At 72.6% G+C, this 20,890-nt stretch carries 16 protein-coding genes, 1 tRNA gene and 1 pseudogene; 15 read left to right on the top strand and 3 right to left on the bottom strand.

The genetic code is table 11. The features are described from left to right. Positions 1-206 precede the first annotated feature (206 nt). Positions 207-1,547 (bottom strand): UDP-N-acetylglucosamine 1-carboxyvinyltransferase, encoded by a 1,341-nt coding sequence (gene murA, locus ACFY5B_RS05800; protein WP_389964989.1) that lies wholly within the window; start codon positions 1,545-1,547, stop codon positions 207-209. Between the two features lie 253 nt (positions 1,548-1,800). Here murA and ACFY5B_RS05795 point away from each other — a divergent pair, with 253 nt between their 5' ends. From ACFY5B_RS05795 to ACFY5B_RS05755, 9 genes and pseudogenes are all read left to right on the top strand, one after another. After that, positions 1,801-2,373 (top strand): YqgE/AlgH family protein, encoded by a 573-nt coding sequence (locus tag ACFY5B_RS05795; RefSeq protein WP_389964986.1) that lies wholly within the window; start codon positions 1,801-1,803, stop codon positions 2,371-2,373. Between the two features lie 29 nt (positions 2,374-2,402). Beyond that, a complete protein-coding gene (locus tag ACFY5B_RS05790) occupies positions 2,403-2,678 on the top strand; it encodes a DUF3039 domain-containing protein (RefSeq protein WP_033308193.1) in 276 nt (91 codons plus the stop codon). A 231-nt stretch (positions 2,679-2,909) separates the two neighbouring features. Beyond that, positions 2,910-3,131 (top strand): annotated as a pseudogene (locus ACFY5B_RS05785) (extracellular solute-binding protein); the annotation flags it as partial. Between the two features lies 1 nt (position 3,132). Beyond that, positions 3,133-3,939 carry a carbohydrate ABC transporter permease gene (locus tag ACFY5B_RS05780; RefSeq protein ID WP_389965168.1) on the top strand — a complete coding sequence of 269 codons (807 nt, stop codon included), beginning with the start codon at positions 3,133-3,135 and terminating at the stop codon, positions 3,937-3,939. A 1-nt stretch (position 3,940) separates the two neighbouring features. Continuing rightward, positions 3,941-5,563 (top strand): beta-N-acetylhexosaminidase, encoded by a 1,623-nt coding sequence (locus tag ACFY5B_RS05775; protein WP_389964983.1) that lies wholly within the window; start codon positions 3,941-3,943, stop codon positions 5,561-5,563. Between the two features lie 259 nt (positions 5,564-5,822). After that, on the top strand, positions 5,823-6,716 hold the full coding sequence (locus ACFY5B_RS05770; protein ID WP_053669840.1) for a xanthine dehydrogenase family protein subunit M: 894 nt from the start codon (positions 5,823-5,825) through the stop codon (positions 6,714-6,716). Further along, positions 6,713-9,145 (top strand): 2Fe-2S iron-sulfur cluster-binding protein, encoded by a 2,433-nt coding sequence (locus tag ACFY5B_RS05765; RefSeq protein ID WP_389964980.1) that lies wholly within the window; start codon positions 6,713-6,715, stop codon positions 9,143-9,145. The genes ACFY5B_RS05770 and ACFY5B_RS05765 overlap by 4 nt, the downstream gene beginning before the upstream one ends. Beyond that, positions 9,142-11,460 carry a xanthine dehydrogenase family protein molybdopterin-binding subunit gene (locus tag ACFY5B_RS05760; protein ID WP_389964978.1) on the top strand — a complete coding sequence of 773 codons (2,319 nt, stop codon included), beginning with the start codon at positions 9,142-9,144 and terminating at the stop codon, positions 11,458-11,460. Before ACFY5B_RS05765 ends, ACFY5B_RS05760 begins: the two co-directional genes overlap by 4 nt. Before the next feature lie 298 nt (positions 11,461-11,758). Beyond that, complete coding sequence (locus ACFY5B_RS05755; protein WP_389964975.1) at positions 11,759-12,925, top strand: SUKH-4 family immunity protein; 1,167 nt, start codon at positions 11,759-11,761, stop codon at positions 12,923-12,925. Positions 12,926-12,936: 11 nt separating this feature from the next. Here the strand turns inward: ACFY5B_RS05755 and ACFY5B_RS05750 are convergent, their stop codons facing one another. Beyond that, a complete protein-coding gene (locus tag ACFY5B_RS05750; protein WP_389964972.1) occupies positions 12,937-14,163 on the bottom strand; it encodes an LPXTG cell wall anchor domain-containing protein in 1,227 nt (408 codons plus the stop codon). 223 nt (positions 14,164-14,386) lie between these two features. Here ACFY5B_RS05750 and ACFY5B_RS05745 point away from each other — a divergent pair, with 223 nt between their 5' ends. Continuing rightward, on the top strand, positions 14,387-14,875 hold the full coding sequence (locus ACFY5B_RS05745; protein ID WP_389964969.1) for a DUF6083 domain-containing protein: 489 nt from the start codon (positions 14,387-14,389) through the stop codon (positions 14,873-14,875). Positions 14,876-15,018: 143 nt separating this feature from the next. Here ACFY5B_RS05745 and ACFY5B_RS05740 read toward each other — a convergent pair. Beyond that, positions 15,019-15,093, bottom strand: a tRNA-Cys gene (locus ACFY5B_RS05740). Positions 15,094-15,286: 193 nt separating this feature from the next. Here ACFY5B_RS05740 and ACFY5B_RS05735 point away from each other — a divergent pair. The 5 genes from ACFY5B_RS05735 to ACFY5B_RS05715 all read left to right on the top strand — a co-directional run bounded on the left by ACFY5B_RS05735 (position 15,287) and on the right by ACFY5B_RS05715 (position 20,598). Then, the gene (locus tag ACFY5B_RS05735) at positions 15,287-16,933 is read left to right on the top strand and encodes an MFS transporter (RefSeq protein WP_389964967.1); all 1,647 of its coding nucleotides are present in this window, start codon (positions 15,287-15,289) and stop codon (positions 16,931-16,933) included. Between the two features lie 166 nt (positions 16,934-17,099). Beyond that, a complete protein-coding gene (locus ACFY5B_RS05730) occupies positions 17,100-17,300 on the top strand; it encodes a hypothetical protein (protein WP_389964964.1) in 201 nt (66 codons plus the stop codon). After that, the gene (locus ACFY5B_RS05725; protein WP_344454178.1) at positions 17,297-17,680 is read left to right on the top strand and encodes a type II toxin-antitoxin system death-on-curing family toxin; all 384 of its coding nucleotides are present in this window, start codon (positions 17,297-17,299) and stop codon (positions 17,678-17,680) included. Before ACFY5B_RS05730 ends, ACFY5B_RS05725 begins: the two co-directional genes overlap by 4 nt. 137 nt (positions 17,681-17,817) lie before the next feature. After that, positions 17,818-19,617 carry a DEAD/DEAH box helicase gene (locus ACFY5B_RS05720; protein WP_389964961.1) on the top strand — a complete coding sequence of 600 codons (1,800 nt, stop codon included), beginning with the start codon at positions 17,818-17,820 and terminating at the stop codon, positions 19,615-19,617. A 339-nt stretch (positions 19,618-19,956) separates the two neighbouring features. Continuing rightward, positions 19,957-20,598 (top strand): IclR family transcriptional regulator, encoded by a 642-nt coding sequence (locus tag ACFY5B_RS05715; protein WP_389964958.1) that lies wholly within the window; start codon positions 19,957-19,959, stop codon positions 20,596-20,598. The last annotated feature ends 292 nt before the right edge of the window (positions 20,599-20,890 follow it).

The raw sequence follows: 20,890 nt of genomic DNA, 5'->3' as shown, positions 1-20,890 counted from the left end.
CCACGAGCTTCTCCATGCTGTGCCTGCCCGGGGGATGACCCCCGGACCCCCAGCCGGACGGGCGTGGCCGCGGGGCCGGGGTCAGCCGAGCGCCTTGCCGGGCAGCTCGACCTTCGCGCCGAGCTCCACGAGCTTCTCCATGCTGTGCCTGCCCGGGGGATGACCCCCGGACCCCCAGCCGGACGGGCGTGGCCGCGGGGCCGGGGTCAGCCGAGCGCCTTACCGGGCAGCTCGACCTTCGCGCCGAGCTCCACGAGCTTCTCCATGAAGTTCTCGTAGCCGCGGTTGATGAGGCCGATGCCGTGGACGCGGGACGTGCCCTGGGCCGCCAGGGCCGCGATCAGGTACGAGAAGCCGCCGCGGAGGTCGGGGATGACCAGGTCCGCGCCCTGCAGCTTGGTCGGGCCCGAGACGACGGCCGAGTGCAGGAAGTTGCGCTGGCCGAAGCGGCAGTTCGAGCCGCCCAGGCACTCGCGGTAGAGCTGGATGTGCGCGCCCATCTGGTTCAGGGCGGATGTGAAGCCGAGGCGGGACTCGTAGACCGTCTCGTGGATGATCGACAGGCCCGTGGCCTGGGTCAGGGCCACGACCAGCGGCTGCTGCCAGTCCGTCTGGAAGCCGGGGTGCACGTCCGTCTCCAGCGCGATGGACTTCAGCTGGCCGCCGGGGTGCCAGAAGCGGATGCCCTCGTCGTCGATCTCGAAGGCACCGCCCACCTTCCGGTAGGTGTTCAGGAACGTCATCATCGAGCGCTGCTGCGCGCCGCGGACGTAGATGTCGCCCTCGGTCGCCAGCGCCGCCGACGCCCAGGACGCGGCCTCCAGGCGGTCCGGGAGGGCGCGGTGGTTGTAGCCGCCGAGCTGGTCCACACCCGTGATGCGGATCGTCCGGTCGGTGTCCATCGCGATGATCGCGCCCATCTTCTGCAGCACGCAGATGAGGTCCTCGATCTCCGGCTCGACGGCCGCGTTGGACAGCTCCGTGACGCCCTCCGCCAGGACGGCCGTCAGCAGCACCTGCTCGGTCGCGCCGACGGACGGGTACGGCAGGGCGATCTTCGTGCCGCGCAGCCGCCGGGGCGCCTCCAGGTATTGGCCGTCGTCACGCTTCTCGATCTTCGCGCCGAACTGCCGCAGCACCTCGAAGTGGAAGTCGATGGGCCGGCCGCCGATGTCGCAGCCGCCGAGGCCCGGGATGAAGGCGTGGCCGAGACGGTGCAGAAGCGGACCGCAGAACAGGATCGGGATACGGCTGGAACCCGCGTGGGCATCGATGTCAGCGACGTTCGCGCTCTCCACGCGCGTCGGATCCATCACCAGTTCGCCGGGCTCGTCACCCGGACGGACCGTCACGCCGTGCAGCTGCAGCAGACCCCGCACGACCCGGACGTCGCGGATGTCAGGAACGTTGCGCAGCCGGCTCGGAGCGCTGCCCAGCAGCGCTGCGACCATGGCCTTCGGTACGAGGTTCTTCGCACCGCGGACACGGATCTCGCCCTCCAGCGGGGTTCCGCCGTGGACAAGCAGGACATCGTCGTTGACGGTCATGAATCTCGCGTTCCATGGAGTCGGGCAGGGGCCAGAAGGGAAAGGGTAATCGCCCACCACCCCCCTTCTGTAAGCCTGAGTGAGACCCAGCCACGTCACCGCTCTGTCACAACACGAACCGTTCCGTGCCGGGCACATGGGGTCACGGCCGGTTTCGTGCGCGCGGGACGCTTCGGTGCGCCCTGAGCTGCGGCCCCCTTCCTGTGCCGCATTGCCTCCCCACGCGCGGGGAGAATGCGGGATCATGTCTGCCATGACCGAGGTGTCCTCGCTCACAGGGCGGTTGCTCGTGGCCACCCCCGCCCTGGCGGACCCGAACTTCGACCGTGCGGTGGTGCTGCTCCTCGACCACGACGAGGAGGGCTCGCTCGGCGTCGTCCTCAACCGCCCCACCCCGGTGGACGTGGGGGACATCCTGGAGGGCTGGGGGGATCTCGCCGTGGAACCGGGTGTCGTGTTCCAGGGCGGCCCGGTGTCGCTGGACTCCGCCCTCGGTGTCGCGGTCGTCCCCGGCGGCGCGACGGGCGAGGCCGCCCCGCTGGGCTGGCGCCGGGTGCACGGCGCGATCGGCCTGGTCGATCTGGAGGCCCCGCCGGAGCTGCTGGCCTCCGCTCTCGGCTCCCTGCGCATCTTCGCCGGGTACGCCGGCTGGGGCCCGGGTCAGCTGGAGGACGAGCTGGCGGACGGCGCCTGGTACGTGGTCGAGTCGGAGCCCGGTGACGTCTCGTCCCCGTCTCCCGAGCGGCTCTGGCGCGAGGTGCTGCGCCGCCAGCGCAGCGAGCTGGCGATGGTCGCGACGTACCCGGACGACCCTTCGCTCAACTGATGCGTGTGAGCTTCAGTACCCTTGGCCCTATGAGCACTCTCGAGCCCGAGCGCGGGACTGGTACGGGGACCCTCGTTGAGCCGACGCCGCAGACCTCCCACGGTGACGGTGACCACGAGCGCTTCGCCCATTACGTCCAGAAGGACAAGATCATGGCGAGCGCCCTCGACGGCACCCCCGTCGTGGCGCTGTGCGGCAAGGTCTGGGTACCGGGCCGCGACCCGAAGAAGTACCCCGTGTGTCCCATGTGCAAGGAGATCTACGAGTCCATGAGCTCCGGAGACGACGACAAGGGCGACAAGTAGGCCCTACCCGCGGAGTGTGAGGCCCCCAGGGTGCGTTTCGCGCACCCCTGGGGGCTTTTGTGCTGTCCGGGCGTTGCGCAGGGTGCGTCCGCCGGTCACAGAGTGGTTGAGACCTCTTGCGGGCGTGTTCATGCAGTCCCTAGCCTCCGATGTGTTGTGCACAGCGAAACCTTCATTGCGCATGCTGCAACGCTCCCTCGGAGGATCACTTCATGAAGCTGTCCGTCCCTCGACATCACGGAGGAGTTGGCCGACTGGAGCGAGGCGAAGGACACCGACCCGACGGCGAAGCAGTCGGTGACGGTGGACGGCAGGCTCTACGGAGCCCCGTCCTACGTCGGCGTCCGCGCCTTGTACCACCGCACGGACGTGTTCGAGGAGCTCGGCCTGTCCGTCCCGAGGGCGATGGACGAACTGGCCTCCACCGCACGGAAGATACGCGCCGCGAAACCGACTGGCTGCCGAGGCCTCCGCCCTGCTGATCGTGGTCGTCGTCGCCTTTCCCTTGTACCGGATGGTGCTCAGCGCCTTCGAACCGGCCGGGGAGATCGAATCGAGCGAACCCCGGCGGTGGACGCTCGCGCCCTCTCTCGATTCCTTCCGACGTGTCTTCGGGCAGCAGGAATTCGGCCGCTACTTCCTCAACAGCCTTGTCGTGGCGGGCTGTGTCGTGATCGCCTCCGGGCTGGTCGCGTTTCTCGCCGCGACCGCCGTCACACGATTCCGCTTCCGCCTCCGGACCACCCTTCTGATCATGTTTCTGGTGGCCCGGACGGTGCCCGTGGAAGCCCTGACCATCCCCCTCTTCCTCCTCATGCGGGACGCCGGTCAGCTGAACACGCTGGGTTCGTTGGTGCTGCCCCGCATCGTCTTCTCACCGCCCTTCGCGATCTGGATGCTGCGGGGGTTCGTGAAAGCCGTTCCGGAGGCGCTGGAGGAGGCCGCGTACATCGACGGGGCGAGCAGGGCACGATTCCTCTGGCAGATCTTTTTCCCACTCGTCCTGCCGGGTCTCGTGGCCACCGGCGTGTTCTCGTTCATCTCCGCCTGGAACGACTTCCTGTTCGCCAAGTCGTTCATCATCAGCGACACCTCGCAGTCGACGCTGCCGATGGCCCTGCTCGTCTTCTGCAAGCCCGACGACCCGGACTGGGGCGGAGTCATGGCCGCCTCCACGGTCATGACGATCCCGGTCCTGGTCTTCTTCGTACTCGTACAGCGGCGCCTGGTCTCCGGACTGGGCGGAGCGGTGAAGGACTGACGTGACCGAACTGATTCCCGCGCCCCGCAGTGCCGTCGCCGGTTCCGGCGAGGCGCGGTTGACACGGCACTCACGGCTCTACGCCGACCCCGCGACGGAAGGCGTCGGCCACTGGCTCGGCGCCGTACTTCGGCAGGCCACCGGCCTGCCGCTGCGCGAGGGGCGGGAGCTCGACGACGCCGAGGGCGGCATCGGGCTGCGACTCGACCCCGGCCTCGGCCCCGAGGAGTACCGCCTCGTCAGCGACCGCTTCGGCGTCCTCGTCGAGGGCGGCGGCGCGGCCGGTGTCTTCTGGGGCGCCCAGACGCTGCGGCAGCTTCTCGGCCCGGAGGCCTACCGCAGGGCCCCGCTCGATCGCGACCGCGTTTGGAGCGTGCCGTATCTCAGGATCGAGGACGCCCCCCGATTCCGCTGGCGCGGTCTGATGCTCGACGTCGCCCGGCACTTCACGCCCAAGGAAGGCGTACTGCGCTACCTCGATCTGATGGCGGCGCACAAACTCAACGTCTTCCACTTCCATCTGACGGACGACCAGGGCTGGCGCATCGAGATCGAGCGGCATCCGCGGCTGACCGAGATCGGCTCCTGGCGTGCCCGTACGAAAACCGGCCACCGCGCCTCGCCGTTGTGGGAGGACAAGCCGCACGGCGGCTACTACACCCAGGACGACATCCGCGAGATCGTCGCCTACGCCGCCCAGCGGCATATCACCGTCGTCCCCGAAATCGACGTACCCGGCCACTCGCAGGCCGCCATCGCCGCATACCCGGAACTCGGCAACACCGACGTCATCGACACGACCGCCCTCTCCGTCTGGGACACCTGGGGAATCAACCCGAACGTACTCGCCCCCACTGACAACACCCTGCGCTTCTACGAGGGCGTCCTCGAGGAAGTGCTCCGGTTGTTCCCCTCCGAGTTCGTGCACATCGGCGGCGACGAATGCCCCAAGGACCAGTGGCGGCGGTCGAAGACGGCCCAGGCGCGCATCAGGGAACTCGGGCTGGCGGACGAGGACGAGCTCCAGTCCTGGTTCATCGGGCACTTCGACACCTGGCTCGCCGCGCGCGGACGGCGGCTGATCGGCTGGGACGAGATCCTGGAGGGCGGTCTGGCCGAGGGCGCCGCCGTGTCCTCCTGGCGGGGCTACGCCGGAGGCATCGCCGCCGCCCGGGCCGGCCACGACGTCGTCATGTGCCCCGAGCAGCAGGTGTACCTGGACCACCGTCAGGACCCGGGGCCCGAGGAGCCGGTACCGATCGGGTGGGTGCGCACCCTGGAGGACGTCTACCGGTTCGAGCCCGTTCCACCGGAGTTGACGCCCGAGGAAGCCCGGCACGTGCTGGGCACGCAGGCCAACCTGTGGACCGAGGTGATGGAGGACCACGCACGCGTGGACTACCAGGCCTTCCCCCGCCTCGCGGCCTTCGCCGAAGTGGCCTGGAGCGCCCTGCCCGCCCCGGCGGAACGGGATTTCGCCGAGTTCCAGCACCGCATGACCACCCACTACCGGCGCCTCGACGCCCTGGGCGTCGCCTACCGGCCCCCGACCGGTCCGCTGCCCTGGCAGCGGCGCCCCGGGGTCGTGGGCCGCCCGATCGACGGCCCGCCACCCAGCCGGTAGCGCCGGCCGCCGCGACCGAACAGCTCGAACAGGCCACGGAAAAAGCGCACAAGGGTCACCGAAAGTGCCAATCGGCATGCATTGGCGAACCTATGCGAAAACGGACCATCTCGCCGGTGAGGTGGGCGAATGCCTCCTAGCGGACCCGTGTCTTCGGCTCTCGCCAAGATGTGCCAGAGTTGCCACGTCCGCCCTGTCAGCACGTACCGTACGGCAGCACAGGTGGGACCAGGTGGGGCAGCGGGAAGGGGCAGCCGGTTTGACCACGCACGCACCGCAGGCGGCGCAGGCCGTCACGCTGCCCACGACGCTGGACGAGGCCGTCGCGGCGCTCACCGCCGTGCCCGCCGCCGTGCCCGTCGCGGGCGGCACCGACCTGATGGCCGCCGTCAACTCCGGGCAGCTCAGGCCCGCCGCGCTGGTGGGACTCGGCCGGATCAGCGAGATCCGCGGCTGGCAGTACCTGGACGGTCACGCGCTGCTCGGCGCGGGCCTCACGCACGCGCGCATGGGCCGCCCCGACTTCGCGGCCCTGATCCCGGCGCTCGCCGCCGCCGCGCGCGCCGCGGGCCCGCCGCACATCCGCAACGCGGGCACCCTGGGCGGCAACATCGCCTCGGCCGCCCCCACCGGCGACGCGCTGCCGGTGCTGGCCGCCCTGGAGGCGACCCTGATCATCGCGGGGCCGGGCGGAGCCCGCCGGGAGATCCCCGTCTCGCACCTGCTGGCCGGGATGGACATGCTGCGCGCCGGCGAACTCATCGGCTTCGTGCGCGTGCCGCTGCTGCACGCCCCGCAGGTCTTCCTGAAGGCGACCGGCCGGACCGGTCCGGGGCGTGCGGTCGCCTCCGTGGCCCTGGTCCTGGACCCCGCGCGCCGGGGTGTGCGCTGCGCGGTGGGTGCCATAGCGCCGATGGCGCTGCGGCCCCTGGAGGCCGAGCAGTGGGTGGCCGGCCTCATCGACTGGGACAACAACCGCGCGCTCGTCCCGGAGGCGCTGAACGCCTTCGGGGAGTACGTCGCCGCGGCCTGCATCCCCGACGCGGCGCCGGCCGAGGACGGCTCGGTCGCACCGCTTCCGCCCGCCGTACTGCACCTGCGGCGCACCGTCGCCGCGCTGGCCCGACGAGCACTGGGGAGGGCGCTGTCGTGACCGACGACCAGCACGGAGAGGGCACGCCCCGGGGTGGGAGCCGCTGGGACCCGCTGCCCCAGGGCGAGTACGACGACGGCGCCACCGCCTTCGTCGAACTGCCCGAGGGGGGCGTCGACGCCCTGCTGGCCGCCGACAGCCCGCTGGCCGCGCCCGGCCACGGCTACGTACCGCCGCAGATAGCGGTCAACCCCGCGACGACGGCCGGCACCGACCCGGCGGCCACGGGCGCGTGGCCGGTGCCGGGCGCGCCGGTCGACGGGGCGCAGTGGCACGATGCGAACGCCGCGCACCAGCAGCACGGTCACGAGCACGGGGCGCACCAGCAGCAGGGCCACGACGTGCCCGAGCAGTCCTACGGCGGCTCCGAAGCTCCGTACGACCCCGGGACGCCCTACGGCTCCGGCGCGACGGCCCCGCAGTACGGCGGGGACGACCGGTTCACGTACAACCCCCCGGTGACCGGCCAGTGGAACTTCGAGGAGGCCGCGGCGGCGGCCGAGGCCGCGCCCGGCCATGACGTGACCGGGCAGTGGTCCATCCCCGTCGCCGGGGGCGACCTTCCGGACGAGTCGGGTGAATTCACCACGTCCTCGCTGGTCGAGCAGTGGGGCGGCACCCCGCCGGCCACGCTGCCCGGCGGCGCGCCCGCACCCTGGGCGACGCAGGCCGCGGGCCGGCCGTGGGGGCAGCAGGACCCGCAGGACACAGCGGGGCAGGAGGCGGCCCACCCGGGCCATCCCCACGGGCACGGGCACGACGAGGGCCACGGGCACGATCAGGGCCACGCGCACGACCAGGGCCACGCGCACGACCAGGGCCACGCGCAGGCGCAGCGGGGCGAAGCCGGACCGGCCTCCGGATACGCACCGGAGCAGCAGGCGGGCCCGGACGAGTCGGGGCCCCGGCATCCACAGGACGTGCATGCGCCGGGAGCTCACGAGGACACCGGCCCCGCGCACCCCGGGGACTTCGGCCACGCGGTGGAGACGCCCGGCGCCCCTCACGCGCCCCAGCCATCGGACTACGCACCGGCGGGGCCCGGGGAGACCGGTCACCCGACGGACCCCTCCCCGTTCGCCGACCAGGAGCCGGAGCGGGGCGAGTACACCGAGCCGGGACCGGAACAGGGTGAGTACGGGCCCGATCAGGGCGAATACGCCGGGCACGGGGCCGACCAGGGCGAATACGCCGGGCACGGGCCCGACCAGGGCGAATACGCCGGGCACGGGCCCGATGAGGGGAAGTACGCCGGGCAGCAGCCGGAGCAGGGCGAGTTCGCCGAGCAGGGGCCCGACCGGGCCGAGTACGCCGACCAGGGGCCGGAGTCCGCCGACCTCCCCGGGCACGGGCCCGAGTCGTCCGGCTCCGCCGGTCACCCCATGCCCGCCGCTCACCAGCCCGAGACCCCGTACGCCGAGGCACCCGGCGACTTCCCTGGCGAGTTCCCCGGTGAACCCCTGCCCGAGGCGCGCCCGGAAGGCGCCTCGATCCCGCAGGACGCCTACGACGCCTCACAGGCGGCTCCCGGAGCCGGTGAGCACGCCGAGGGTGCCGCGGACGCGCCGGACGCTCCAGGCGCCCCGGAGGCCGCCGACAGCCCCTCCGAGCCCGCTGCAGGGCCCCTGTCGGCCCCGGCGGAGGCGGACGCCGACGCCGACACCGGCCAGGAGACCGCCGACGGCGGGCCCCAGGACGACCCGGCCCCGGACGAGGACCCGGCGCCCCACCCGGCCGGCGCCCCGGACGCCCCGTCCGGCACCGGCCCCCAGGAGGAACACCCCCTCGCCTCGTACGTCCTGCGCGTCAACGGCACCGAACGCCCCGTCACCGACGCGTGGATCGGCGAGTCCCTGCTGTACGTGCTGCGTGAGCGGCTCGGACTCGCGGGCGCCAAGGACGGCTGCTCGCAGGGCGAGTGCGGCGCGTGCAACGTCCAGGTCGACGGGCGGCTGGTGGCGTCCTGCCTGGTCCCTGCCGTGACCGCCGCCGGCAGCGAGGTCCGTACCGTCGAGGGCCTGGCCGAGGACGGCCGGCCGTCGGACGTGCAGCGGGCGCTCGCGCGCTGCGGCGCCGTGCAGTGCGGCTTCTGCGTCCCCGGCATGGCGATGACCGTGCACGACCTGCTGGAGGGCAACCCGGCGCCCACCGAGTTGGAGACCCGCCAGGCGCTGTGCGGCAACCTGTGCCGCTGCTCGGGCTACCGGGGCGTGGTGGACGCCGTCAAGGAAGTCGTCGCCGAACGCGAGGCCCACTCCGCGCAGGGCGACGCCGACACCGAAGAGGCCCGCATCCCGCGCCAGGCGGGCCCGGGCGCCGGTGGCGTGAACGCGTCGGCCTTCGGGGCGCCCCCGGAACCGCACGCCCCCGGACCGCACTCCCCAGAAGCGCACGACCAGCCCTACGGCCAGGACGGAGGCCCCGCGTGAGCAACGAAGCAGCCACCGCCCAGGCCGCACAGGCCGCGGAGGCCGCCCCGGCCCCGGAACCGCTCCCGCACGGCATCGGCGCCTCGCTCCCGCCCGCCGACGCCCGCGCCAAGACGGAGGGCACCTTCCCCTACGCCGCCGACCTGTGGGCCGAGGGCCTGCTCTGGGCGGCCGTGCTGCGCTCACCGCACCCGCACGCGCGCATCGTGTCCATCGACACCACCCACGCGCGCGAGATGCCCGGCGTCCGCGCCGTCGTCACCCACGAGGACATCCCCGGCAGCCCGTTCCACGGTCGCCGCACGGCCGACCGCCCGGTCTTCGCCTCCGAGGTCGTGCGCCACCACGGCGAGCCCATCGCCGCCGTCGCCGCCGACCACCCGGACACCGCGCGCATGGCGGCGGCCGCCGTCATCGTCGAGTACGAGGTACTCGACCCGGTGACCGACCCGGAGCAGGCCTTCGAGGCCGAACCGCTGCACCCCGACGGCAACCTGATCCGGCACATCCCGCTGCGCCACGGCGACCCGGAGGCGGCCGGCGAGATCGTCGTCGAGGGCCTGTACCGCATCGGCCGCCAGGACCCCGCGCCCATCGGCGCCGAGGCGGGCCTGGCCGTGCCGCGACCGGACGGCGGGGTGGAGCTGTACCTCGCCTCCACCGACCCGCACGCCGACCGCGACGCGGCCGCCGCCGCCTTCGGGCTGGAACCCGAGCGCGTCAAGATCGTCGTCACCGGCGTCCCCGGCGCCACGGCCGACCGCGAGGACCAGGGCTTCCAGCTTCCGCTCGGCCTGCTCGCGCTGCGCACCGGCTGCCCGGTGAAGCTCACCGCCACGCGCGAGGAGTCCTTCCTCGGCCACGTCCACCGGCACCCCACCCTGCTGCGCTACCGCCACCACGCCGACGCCGAGGGCAGACTCGTCAAGGTCGAGGCGCAGATCCTGCTCGACGCGGGCGCCTACGCCGACACCTCCTCCGAGGCCCTGGCCGCCGCCGTCGCGTTCGCCTGCGGCCCGTACGTCATCCCGAACGCCTTCATCGAAGGCTGGGCCGTCCGCACCAACAACCCCCCGTCCGGCCACGTACGCGGCGAAGGCGCCATGCAGGTCTGCGCCGCCTACGAGGCTCAGATGGACAAGATCGCCAAGAAGCTCGGCCTCGACCCGGCGGAAGTGCGGCTGCGCAACGCACTGGCGACCGGCGACGTGCTGCCGACCGGCCAGACCGTGACCTGCCCGGCCCCGGTGGCCGAACTCCTCCAGGCCGTACGGGACTTCCCGCTGCCGCCCCTGCCGAAGGACACCCCCGAGGACGAGTGGCTGCTGCCCGGCGGCCCCGAGGGCGCGGGGGAGCCGGGCGCGGTGCGCCGGGGCGTGGGCTACGGCGTGGGCATGGTGCACATGCTCGGCGCTGAGGGCGCGGACGAGGTGTCCACGGCCACGGTGAAGGTCCACGACGGGGTCGCGACGGTCCTGTGCGCGGCCGTCGAGACCGGCCAGGGCTTCACGACACTGGCCCGGCAGATCGTCCAGGAGACGCTCGGCATCGACGAGGTGCACGTGGCGCCGGTCGACACCGACCAGCCCCCGGCGGGCCCGGGCTGCCGCGGCCGCCACACCTGGGTCTCGGGCGGCGCGGTGGAGCGCGCGGCGAAGATGGTCCGCACGCAGCTCCTCCAGCCGCTCGCCCACAAGTTCGGCATGTCGACGGAGCTGCTCCAGATCACCGACGGGAAGATCACGTCGTACGACGGGGTCCTCTCCACGACCGTCACCGAGGCGCTGGACGGCAAGGAGCTGTGGGCCACCGCCCAGTGCCGCCCGCACCCGACCGAGCCGCTGGACGAGACCGGCCAGGGCGACGCCTTCGTGGGCATGGCCTTCTGCGCGATCCGCGCGGTGGTGGACGTCGACATCGAGATCGGTTCCGTGCGGGTGGTGGAACTGGCCGTCGCCCAGGACGTGGGCCGCGTCCTGAACCCGACCCAGCTCGCCGCCCGGATCGAGGCGGGCGTGACCCAGGGCGTGGGCATCGCGCTCACCGAGAACCTCCGCACACCGCGCGGCATCGTCCGCCACCCCGACCTGACCGGTTACGCCCTCCCGACCGCCCTCGACGCGCCCGACATCCGCATCGTCCGGCTGGTGGAGGAACGGGACGTCGTCGCCCCCTTCGGCGCGAAGGCGGTCAGCGCGGTGCCGGTGGTGGCGTCCCCGGCGGCCGTCGCGTCGGCCGTCCGCGCCGCGACGGGCCGTCCCGTGAACCGCCTCCCGATCCGCCCCCAGGCAGCGGTGGTGACGGAACGGGGCTGAGGCCGCGGCCGCCCGCAGGGCCCGGCCCGGATCCCGCGCACAGGACTCCGCTCCGTCAGTGTGGAACTGACGCGGCGCCAGAGAATGAAAGCGATTTCGGCGTAAAGGGAACGCGCGGGGGTGCTTCGAGCGTCTTGTGAGGTGACGCGGCGTGGTGGCCGGGCGCGCGTCGCTGTTCCGGGGCGTTGTCAGTGGTGGGGCGTACTGTTCTGGGCAGTGGGGAACGGCTGCCGGGCTGGTCCGGGCGGTCTGCCGTGCTCCGCCAGGGGACGGTGAGCAAGCACATGCGGGGGAGCCCATGAGTATGACCGACGCCGGTTCCGCGGTGATCACCCTGACAGAGTCCGAGCTGGACCCGTGGGTGACGCACGCGTCCTCGCGGCACTGGCTGACCGGCCCCGGACTGCCCGGCGACAGCGGCGTGCTGAGCTTCGCGGAGCTGAGCCGCGAAGGCCTGCGCACGGTCGCCGACTCGACCGGCGGCCCGGACGACCGCCTCCCGGCCGAGCTGCGCGAGCAGCTGGTGATAGGCGGACTGCTGGGCCCCGTCGGCCTGGAGACGGAGTCGGTCCTGCTGGACGGCGCGACGGGCGAGATCTCGACGACGTACGTCCTGCACGACCGCCCCGACCTGATGGACCGCCGCCCCCTGGCCCCCTCGCTGCGGACGCTGGTCCGCTTCGCGGAGGCGACGGACGAACTGGCAGGTCTGCGCGGCCAGTTCGCCTCCTACGCGGGCCGCTACGGCCTCAAGGCGGTGGCGGAGGCCTCGCAGCACCTGCTCGCGGTGTTCAGGGACGGCGCGGACGGCGAACCGGCCCCGTTCTGGAAGATGGCGGCCCTGATCCGCCCCCTGTCCCTGGTGGCGGGCCGCGGCGGCGCGTCCGGCCTCTCCCTGGACCTCCCGCACCGCCTCCTGGACCAGGAGTTCGGCCCCGGCAAGGTGGCGCGCTTCGAGGACGTCGACTTCCCCGCGACCCTCACGCACGAACCGACCCGCCGCTTCCTGCGCGAGGTGGGCCTGCCGGAGGACGCCCACGTCTTCTCCCTCGACACGGACGTCCCCCTGGCGACGCTCTCCGAGTACTACGCCGACACCGACACCCCGGGCGAACTCCCCGCGGGGGCCCACCGCCTGATCCGCCTCGGCCACCTGGTCGAGGACAACAACCTGGTCGTCGACGGCGCGACGGGCGCCGTCCTGAACTGGAGCGAACCCGAGGCGACGCTGTACCCGCTCAACACGGACGTGTCGACCCTCGCCTTCACCCTCTGGCTCCTGCACCGCGAGCGGGCGATAGACGCCCAGTCGTCCCACGAACTGACGACGGACACCTACGACCAGCTGGCCATGACGATGCTCCAGGTCCTGTCGACGGTGGACCCCACGGGCGTCACCGCGGATGGAACGGTCCGCCACTACTGGACGGACGCGTTCCAGGACGAGGCCGGCGGGGTGCTCTGACGGCCGTGCCGTCAGGCGGACTTGGCGGCGCTGCGGCGGCGTACGGCGAAGACCAGGCCGCCACCGATCACCGCGGCGGTGGCAGCGGCACCGGCGAGGAGGGGGGTGCCGTCGGAGCCGGTCGTGGCGAGGCTGCCGCCGGTGGTGCTGCCGGTCGAGGTGCCGGTGGAGCCCCCGGTCGTGGTGCCCTCCGAGGGCGACGCGGACGCCGAGGGGGAAGCGGTGGCGCCCGTGCCTCCGGCGGCCTGCCCCTCGGGGTCGTTGCCGTTCCCGCCGTTGCCCGAACCACCGTCGGCGCCGCCCGAGGGGCTCGGCTCCGGCTCGTAGTCGCTCGGCAGGTCGATGCTGATCACGGCGGTGTTGTTGGCCCGGTTCGTGTCGTACTCGGGGGCGATGTCGTAGACGGACGACGCCTTGATCTCGCCCTTCGTGTCCTGCGCGGACTCCTTGATCTTCAGCATGAAGGTGTAGGCCAGGGACTGGCCGACGTCGATCGTCCCGTCCTGCGGCCAGCACACGTACTTGGGCTTGCCCGTGGTCCCCTGAGGTCCGCTCGGTCCGTCGATCCCGAACGGCGCGCAGTCCTTCGGCACACCGACGGCCACGGTGCCCGGCGGGATCTGCACCAGCAGGGCCGGAAGGTCGTCGCTCTCCTGGTTCTGCACCCAGCCGGGGCCGTCGTTGCGCAGGGTCGCCCTGATCGACTGCTTCTCGCCGGCCAGCGCCTCCATCTCCTCACCGACGGCGACGAGATCGGCGGTGTTGTCCGCGGTCAGGGTGAGCCGCCGGTAGCTGTCGTCGAACCCCTCGCCCGGGGTGTCACCGCTCGCGCTCGTGCCGTACTCGACGGACTCCATCAGGGCTTTGTCCAGCGCCTTGAACCGGACGGGCGTGGTGACGGAGGCGCCGGGTGCGATGACCGTGTCGAGCTCGCAGAGTGCCTGCCGCACCTGGTCCTCGACGGTCGAGTAGGTGCAGCCCTTCACCGGCTCGGGGAAGTCCAGCCCACGCGTCAGACGCACTCGGAAGGCGACCCCGTCCACGGCGGCCGTGCCCTTGTTGGTGAGGGTGACGGACTTGTCGTAGACCTCACCCGGCTTGGGAGTCGCGGACGGCAGGGCCGACACGACCAGCTCGGGCTCGCCCCCCTCCGCGTGCGCCAGGGGCGCGGCGACAGCGGGACCGGCGACGGCGATCACGGCAGCGGCCAGGACGGCTGCCGAGGGGCGGAGGTGCACGGTGATTCTCCTCGTCGGGATTCCTCGTCGTCCCCGGTAGGCACGACGACCGGAGCATGGGCTACCGGTCATGTTCTGGACACCTGAGAGGCGCTCGGGGTTGTGCGGGACTTTCCCGGGCCCGGAGATCGACGGTGCGCCGGACCGGGGCATGCGGCGGATTGCCCCGTTGCGCCCTGAACGCGCCCTTCCTCGCCCCTGAACTCCCGCGCATGCTCGGGACATGGGGGACACAGACGAGTCGAGCATCATCCCGTTACCCGACCCCGACGGACACCGGCAGCGGCCACCGGACGCGCCGCGGCCGTGGGAGAACACCGACCGGGCGCAGGCCGCGACGGAAGGCGCCACCGGGCCCGAGCCACCCGCCCCACCCGAATGCCCCCACTGCGGGCTGACCGGTGAGCGGCACGTCACCTACTACGGCACTCATGTCCTCCTCGAACCGGGCATGCCGGTACCCGCGCACATGGTGCCCGCATGGCACCGCTGGTACGTGGACTCGGGCGGCACGGCGTGGAACAGCCGCGAGGACGAGCCCGCACCCGGTGCGGTGTGCCGCGTCCCGCATCGCATCGCCTGCCCCGGTCTGAGCCCGGAGGAGGCGGGCATCTGGCGATGGCTGGACGCCGTACGCGCGGAAAACGCGCGCGCGGCACGACGAAGGGCCGACGGGGACACCGACCCGGCAGCACTTCCGAACGCCGGCTGACGGAACGGAAGACACTCCGCAGCCGAACCCGACCGGCACGTGCACCTCGAGCTTCGAGGCCGGAACGACGGCCACCTTCACCGCCACACCCGGCACGCGTCACACTCTGCCCGAACGACGGTTGCCGTTCGGGGGGCTGACAATGGAGGCCGTGGCGGGATTCGAACCCACGTAACTCGCTTTGCAGGCGAGCCCCTGAACCACTCGGGCACACGGCCGTGTTTGCACTCGGTGTCATGACCGTAGGGCGGGGCGGGGCGGGGCTCAAGGGCATAGGGCGGGCTGCAATGTGACTGCCATACGCGGTTCATGAAGGCGGGGGCCGAGAAGAGGGGCGTACGACCAAGGTCTCAGATGGGGACCGTCTCGGGACAGGGGTCAAAGTGGGGCGTGCACCTTACGCTGGCGGTCATGACCGTCCCGAAGCCGCGAGATGCCGATGTCGAGGAAGCCGCTGAACCACTCTCCGCGGCAGAGCGGGAAGCTGAACCGCCCTCCGCGGCAGAGCGGGAAGAGGGCGTGCTGGGGGCGGCCTACCGGGCGTTGAGTGTCGGGATCGTCTCCGTCGTGCTGCTCATCGCCTTCGAGGCGACCGCCGTGGGGACGGCGATGCCCGTGGCGGCCCGGGAGCTGGACGGGGTGTCCCTGTACGCGTTCGCGTTCTCCGGGTACTTCACGACCAGTCTGTTCGGGATGGTGCTCTCCGGGCAGTGGTCGGACCGGCGCGGCCCCCTGGGACCGTTGACGGCGGGCATCGCCTCCTTCGGGGCCGGACTGCTGCTGTCCGGGACCGCCGGGACGATGTGGGTCTTCATCCTCGGGCGGGCCGTGCAGGGGCTCGGCGGCGGGTTGGTGATCGTCGCGCTGTACGTCGTCGTCGGGCGGGCCTACCCGGAGCGGCTGCGGCCGTCCATCATGGCCGCGTTCGCCGCGAGCTGGGTGCTGCCGTCGATCGTCGGCCCGCTCGCCGCCGGCACGGTGACCGAGCAGTTGGGATGGCGATGGGTGTTCGTGGGGATACCCGTGCTCGTCGTCTTCCCGCTCGCGCTCGCACTGCCGCAGATACGGCGGCGGGCGTCCGGCCCGGCGGGGCACACCGCTGCCGAGTCCACCACGGCACAGAGTCCCGACCTGCTCGTCCCCGCGGAACGGACCGCCCTCGCCGACCGGCCCGCCACGTCGGATCCGGTGCGGGCAACCGACCGGCCCGCCACGTCGGATCCGGTGCGGGCAACCGACCGGCCCGCCCCGGCGCCCGCCTCGCCCGGCTCCTTCGACCGTCGGCGCATCCGGCTGGCCCTGACCATCTCCCTCGGCGCCGGTCTCCTCCAGTACGCCGCGCAGGACTTGCGTCCCCTCTCGCTCCTGCCGGGTGCGCTCGGCGTGGCCCTGCTCGTGCCCGCCGTGCTCGGGCTGCTGCCGCGCGGCACCTACCGGGCCGCTCGCGGGCTGCCGTCCGTCGTGCTGTTGCGGGGCGTCGCCGCCGGGTCCTTCATCGCCGCCGAGTCCTTCGTGCCGCTGATGCTGGTCACCCAGCGCGGGCTCAGCCCGACCCTGGCCGGGTTCTCGCTCGCCGCGGGCGGTGGGACGTGGGCGCTGGGGTCCTGGGTCCAGTCGCGGTCGCGGCTGGAACCGTATCGGGAGCGGCTGACGACCGTCGGCATGCTCCTGGTCGCCGCGGCCATCGCTACGGCGCCGAGCGTGCTCGTCGACTCCGTGCCTGTCTGGACCCTTGCCGTCGCCTGGGCCTTCGGCTGTTTCGGCATGGGCCTCGTGATCTCCTCCACGAGCGTGCTGCTGCTCAAGCTGTCCGCCCCCGAGGAGGCCGGCACCAACTCCGCCGCCCTCCAGATCTCCGACGGTCTCTCCAACGTCGTCCTCCTGTCCGCCGGAGGCGCCGCCTTCGCCGCGCTGGGCGGCGGCACGGTGGCCCATTCGACCGCCGCCCATGCCTCCGGCACCCACCCGGCCGCCTTCACCGCGGTGTTCCTGCCGATGGCGGCGGTCGCGCTGGCCGGGGCCTGGGTGTCGACGCGGCTGCGGGAGCGGCGGGCCTGAAGCGGTCGTCTGCCGTCCGGCTGTGGGAGCGGCGGGCCTGAAGCGGTCGTCTGCCGTCCGGCTGTGGGAGCGGCGGGTCTGAAGCGGTCGTCTGCCGTCTCCGGCTGTGGGAGTGACGGGCGTAAAGCGGTCGCCTGCCGTCCCCGTCCGGTCATAGCCTCTGCCCATGTCCGAGATCGTTCTGCCCCTCGACCCCGCCCTCCGGGCCGCCCTCGACGACCTCGCCGATGCGCAGGGGCGCGCGCCCGAGGACGTGGCGCTGGACGCCGTGCGCGGATGCCTGCGGCAGGAGACCGGACGCGTGCGGGCCGTCGCTGAGGGGCTCGCGCGGCGCCACGCCGACTTGTTGCGGAGGCTCGGCGAATGACCAGGGACACCCGGTACCTGACCGTCGGCGAGGTCACCGCCATCGCCGAGATCGCCTTCGGCGGCCGGCCGCCCGAGGCGCGCGCCGCCGGGCTGCTGGTCTCCGCCGTGCACCGCCCCCGCGCCCGGATGTTCGGGACGGCCGCCTACGAGGACCTGTTCGAGCAGGCGGCCGCCCTGCTCCACGCCCTCGCCGCCAACCACCCCCTCGTCGACGGCAACAAGCGCACCGCCTGGCTGGCCACCGCCACCTTCCTCGCCCTCAACGGCGTCGACCTGGCGGCGGTGGACCAGGACGTGGCCTACGCGCTGGTCGTCGACGTGGCCTCCGGGGCCGAGGGGGAGGTCGGGAGGATCGCGGGGCGGTTGCGGGGGCTGTGACGTCGGTCCCACCCGCGGGTGCCCCGGGCCGGTCCGCGCGTTGGCCGGCCCGGGCCGCCGGTAGGGTGGCCCGGTTGTCATACGTAGCCGAGCCGTCAGGCTCCCTCGCACGAGCCGCCCGACCCCCAACGGAGACCGTGACTACCACCGCCGGCACCAGTTCCGCCTCGCACCACCTGTCCCCGGCGTTCCCCGGCCGCGCCCCCTGGGGTACCGCCAGCAAGCTGCGCGCCTGGCAGCAGGGCGCGATGGAGAAGTACATCCAGGAGCAGCCCCGGGACTTCCTGGCGGTCGCCACCCCCGGCGCCGGCAAGACGACCTTCGCGCTGACGCTGGCCTCCTGGATGCTGCACCACCACGTGGTGCAGCAGGTGACCGTCGTCGCCCCGACCGAGCACCTGAAGAAGCAGTGGGCGGAGGCCGCGGCCCGCATAGGGATCAAGCTCGACCCGGAGTACAGCGCCGGGCCGCTCGGCCGGGAGTACCACGGCGTCGCCGTGACGTACGCCGGTGTCGGCGTCCGGCCCATGCTCCACCGCAACCGCGTGGAACAGCGCAAGACGCTCGTCATCCTCGACGAGATCCACCACGCCGGCGACAGCAAGTCCTGGGGCGAGGCCTGCCTGGAGGCCTTCGAGCCCGCGACCCGACGGCTCGCCCTGACCGGTACGCCCTTCCGGTCCGACACCAACCCCATCCCCTTCGTGACGTACGAGGAGGGGAACGACGGCATCCGGCGCTCCGCCGCCGACTACACCTACGGCTACGGCAACGCCCTCGCCGACAACGTCGTGCGGCCCGTCATCTTCCTCTCCTACAGCGGCAACATGCGCTGGCGCACCAAGGCCGGTGACGAGATCGCGGCCCGGCTCGGCGAGCCCATGACCAAGGACGCCATCAGCCAGGCGTGGCGGACCGCCCTCGACCCGCGCGGTGAGTGGATGCCGTCGGTGCTGCGCGCCGCCGACCAGCGGCTGACCGAGGTCAGGAAGGCCATCCCGGACGCCGGCGCGCTCGTCATCGCCTCCGACCAGGACTCGGCGCGCGCGTACGCCAAGCTCATCCGGGAGATCACCGGCAGCAAGGCGACCCTCGTGCTGTCCGACGACTCCGGCGCCTCCGAGCGGATCGACGAGTTCAGCGCGAACAACGACCGGTGGATGGTCGCCGTGCGGATGGTGTCCGAGGGTGTCGACGTGCCCCGGCTCGCGGTCGGGGTGTACGCCACCACCATCTCCACCCCGCTGTTCTTCGCCCAGGCCGTGGGGCGTTTCGTACGGTCCCGGCGGCGGGGCGAGACCGCCTCGGTGTTCCTGCCGACCGTGCCCGATCTGCTCTCCTTCGCCAACGAGATGGAGCGCGAGCGCGACCACGTCCTCGACAAGCCCAAGAAGGAGGGCGAGGAGGACCCCTACGCCGAGTCCGAGAAGGAGATGGACGAGGCGAACCGGGAGCAGGACGAGGACACCGGCGAGCAGGAGCAGTTCTCCTTCGAGGCGCTGGAGTCCGAGGCCGTCTTCGACCGGGTCATGTACAACGGCGCCGAGTTCGGCATGCAGGCGCACCCGGGCAGCGAGGAGGAGCAGGACTACCTCGGCATCCCGGGTCTGCTGGAGCCCGACCAGGTGCAGCTGCTGCTGCAGAAGCGGCAGGCCCGGCAGATCGCGCACAGCCGCAAGAAGCCGGACGAGGAAGCCGACCTGCTCGAAGTGCCCGCCGAGCGGCGGCCCGTGGTCTCCCACAAGGAGATGATGGAGCTGCGGCGCCAGCTCAACACGATGGTCGGCGCGTACGTCCACCAGAGCGGCAAGCCGCACGGGGTGATCCACACGGAGCTTCGGCGGGTGTGCGGGGGGCCTCCGGCGGCGGAGGCCACGGCGGGGCAGTTGCGGCAGCGGATCGCCAAGGTGCAGGAGTGGGCGACCCGGATGAAGTGACGCCCCTCGCCGAGGCTGCCACACCGGCTTCCGGATGTGTGGGTGTCGTGTGTGCAGTGGTGCGGAGCGAGTCCCTCTGTTGCGCGTATGTGGGCAAACGGAGCCACCCGTGCCCGGATTCTGGACGGAGACTTCCGCTCAGCGAACCTGCTTCGCTACTGTCCGGCTACGCACACGCCCCGTGGCAGCGCCGCCGCGGAGCGCAGCCGTGAAGCGACGCGGTCCGGACAGGCCGGGCCGCCGACCGATCGGCGGCCTCTGAAGCGCGTCACCGACGGGACTCGGTGCCGCATCCGCCGACCGGGGAGCCGCCGACCTCACCACTAAGGAGTGGGCGTCGTGACCGCGGAGACCTCCCAGACGCTCGACCGGGGACTGCGTGTCCTCAAGCTGCTCGCCGACACGGACCACGGGCTGACCGTGACCGAACTCTCCCTCCGGCTGGGCGTGAACCGGACCGTTGTGTACCGGTTGCTCGCCACGCTGGAACAGCACGCCCTCATACGCCGTGACCTCGGCGGACGTGCCCGGGTCGGGCTCGGCGTGCTGCGTCTGGGGCGCCAGGTCCATCCGCTGGTGCGGGAGGCCGCGATGCCGGCGCTGCGGTCACTGGCCGAGGACATCGGCGCGACGGCGCATCTGACCATGGTCGACGGGGCGGACGCGCTGGCCGTGGCCGTCGTGGAGCCGACCTGGACGGACTACCACGTCGCCTACCGCGCCGGGTTCCGGCATCCCCTGGACCGGGGCGCCGCCGGCAAGGCGATACTCGCGGCCCGGCAGCACCCGAGGGCCGAACCCGGCTACATGCTGACCCACGGGGAGCTGGAGGCGGGCGCCTGGGGGGCCGCGGCGCCGCTGCTGGGTGTGACGGGCGTCGAGGGCAGCGTGGGTGTGGTGATGCTGGCCGAGGCGGTACCGGAACGGGTGGGGCCGCGGGTCGTCGACGCGGCCCGGGAGGTCGCGGAGGCGCTGCGCTGACAGCCGCCCGCCCGCCCCGTACCGGTGGCCCGACACCGTGCCTAGACAGCCGGCGCCTTCCCCGCACCGCGCGGGACGCCTTGCGCTGCTGACCTGAGCTTCCCTGAACCGGCGCGGGCTGCCTTGCGCCGACGGCTGGCGGCTTCCCGCATCGGCGCGGGCTGCCTTGCGCCGACGGCCGGTGGTTTCCCGCACCGGCGCGGGCTGCCTTGCCCCGACAGCCGGCGGCTTCCCCGCACCGCGCGGGACGCCTTGCGCTGCTGACCTGAGCTTCCCTGAACCGGCGCGGGCC

Origin of the sequence: Streptomyces sp. NPDC013187 (genome assembly GCF_042899705.1) — a bacterium.
Taxonomy (GTDB): domain Bacteria; phylum Actinomycetota; class Actinomycetes; order Streptomycetales; family Streptomycetaceae; genus Streptomyces; species Streptomyces hawaiiensis_A.
This window is presented reverse-complemented; position numbering and strand designations above follow the sequence as displayed.

What these genes read in the sequence shown, in the direction of transcription:
- murA (WP_389964989.1), bottom strand. Translation starts at nt 1,547, where the DNA reads ATGACCGTCAACGACGATGTCCTGCTTGTCCACGGCGGAACCCCGCTG.
- ACFY5B_RS05795 (WP_389964986.1), top strand. Translation starts at nt 1,801, where the DNA reads ATGACCGAGGTGTCCTCGCTCACAGGGCGGTTGCTCGTGGCCACCCCC.
- ACFY5B_RS05790 (WP_033308193.1), top strand. Translation starts at nt 2,403, where the DNA reads ATGAGCACTCTCGAGCCCGAGCGCGGGACTGGTACGGGGACCCTCGTT.
- ACFY5B_RS05755 (WP_389964975.1), top strand. Translation starts at nt 11,759, where the DNA reads ATGAGTATGACCGACGCCGGTTCCGCGGTGATCACCCTGACAGAGTCC.
- ACFY5B_RS05745 (WP_389964969.1), top strand. Translation starts at nt 14,387, where the DNA reads ATGGGGGACACAGACGAGTCGAGCATCATCCCGTTACCCGACCCCGAC.
- ACFY5B_RS05735 (WP_389964967.1), top strand. Translation starts at nt 15,287, where the DNA reads ATGACCGTCCCGAAGCCGCGAGATGCCGATGTCGAGGAAGCCGCTGAA.
- ACFY5B_RS05730 (WP_389964964.1), top strand. Translation starts at nt 17,100, where the DNA reads ATGTCCGAGATCGTTCTGCCCCTCGACCCCGCCCTCCGGGCCGCCCTC.
- ACFY5B_RS05725 (WP_344454178.1), top strand. Translation starts at nt 17,297, where the DNA reads ATGACCAGGGACACCCGGTACCTGACCGTCGGCGAGGTCACCGCCATC.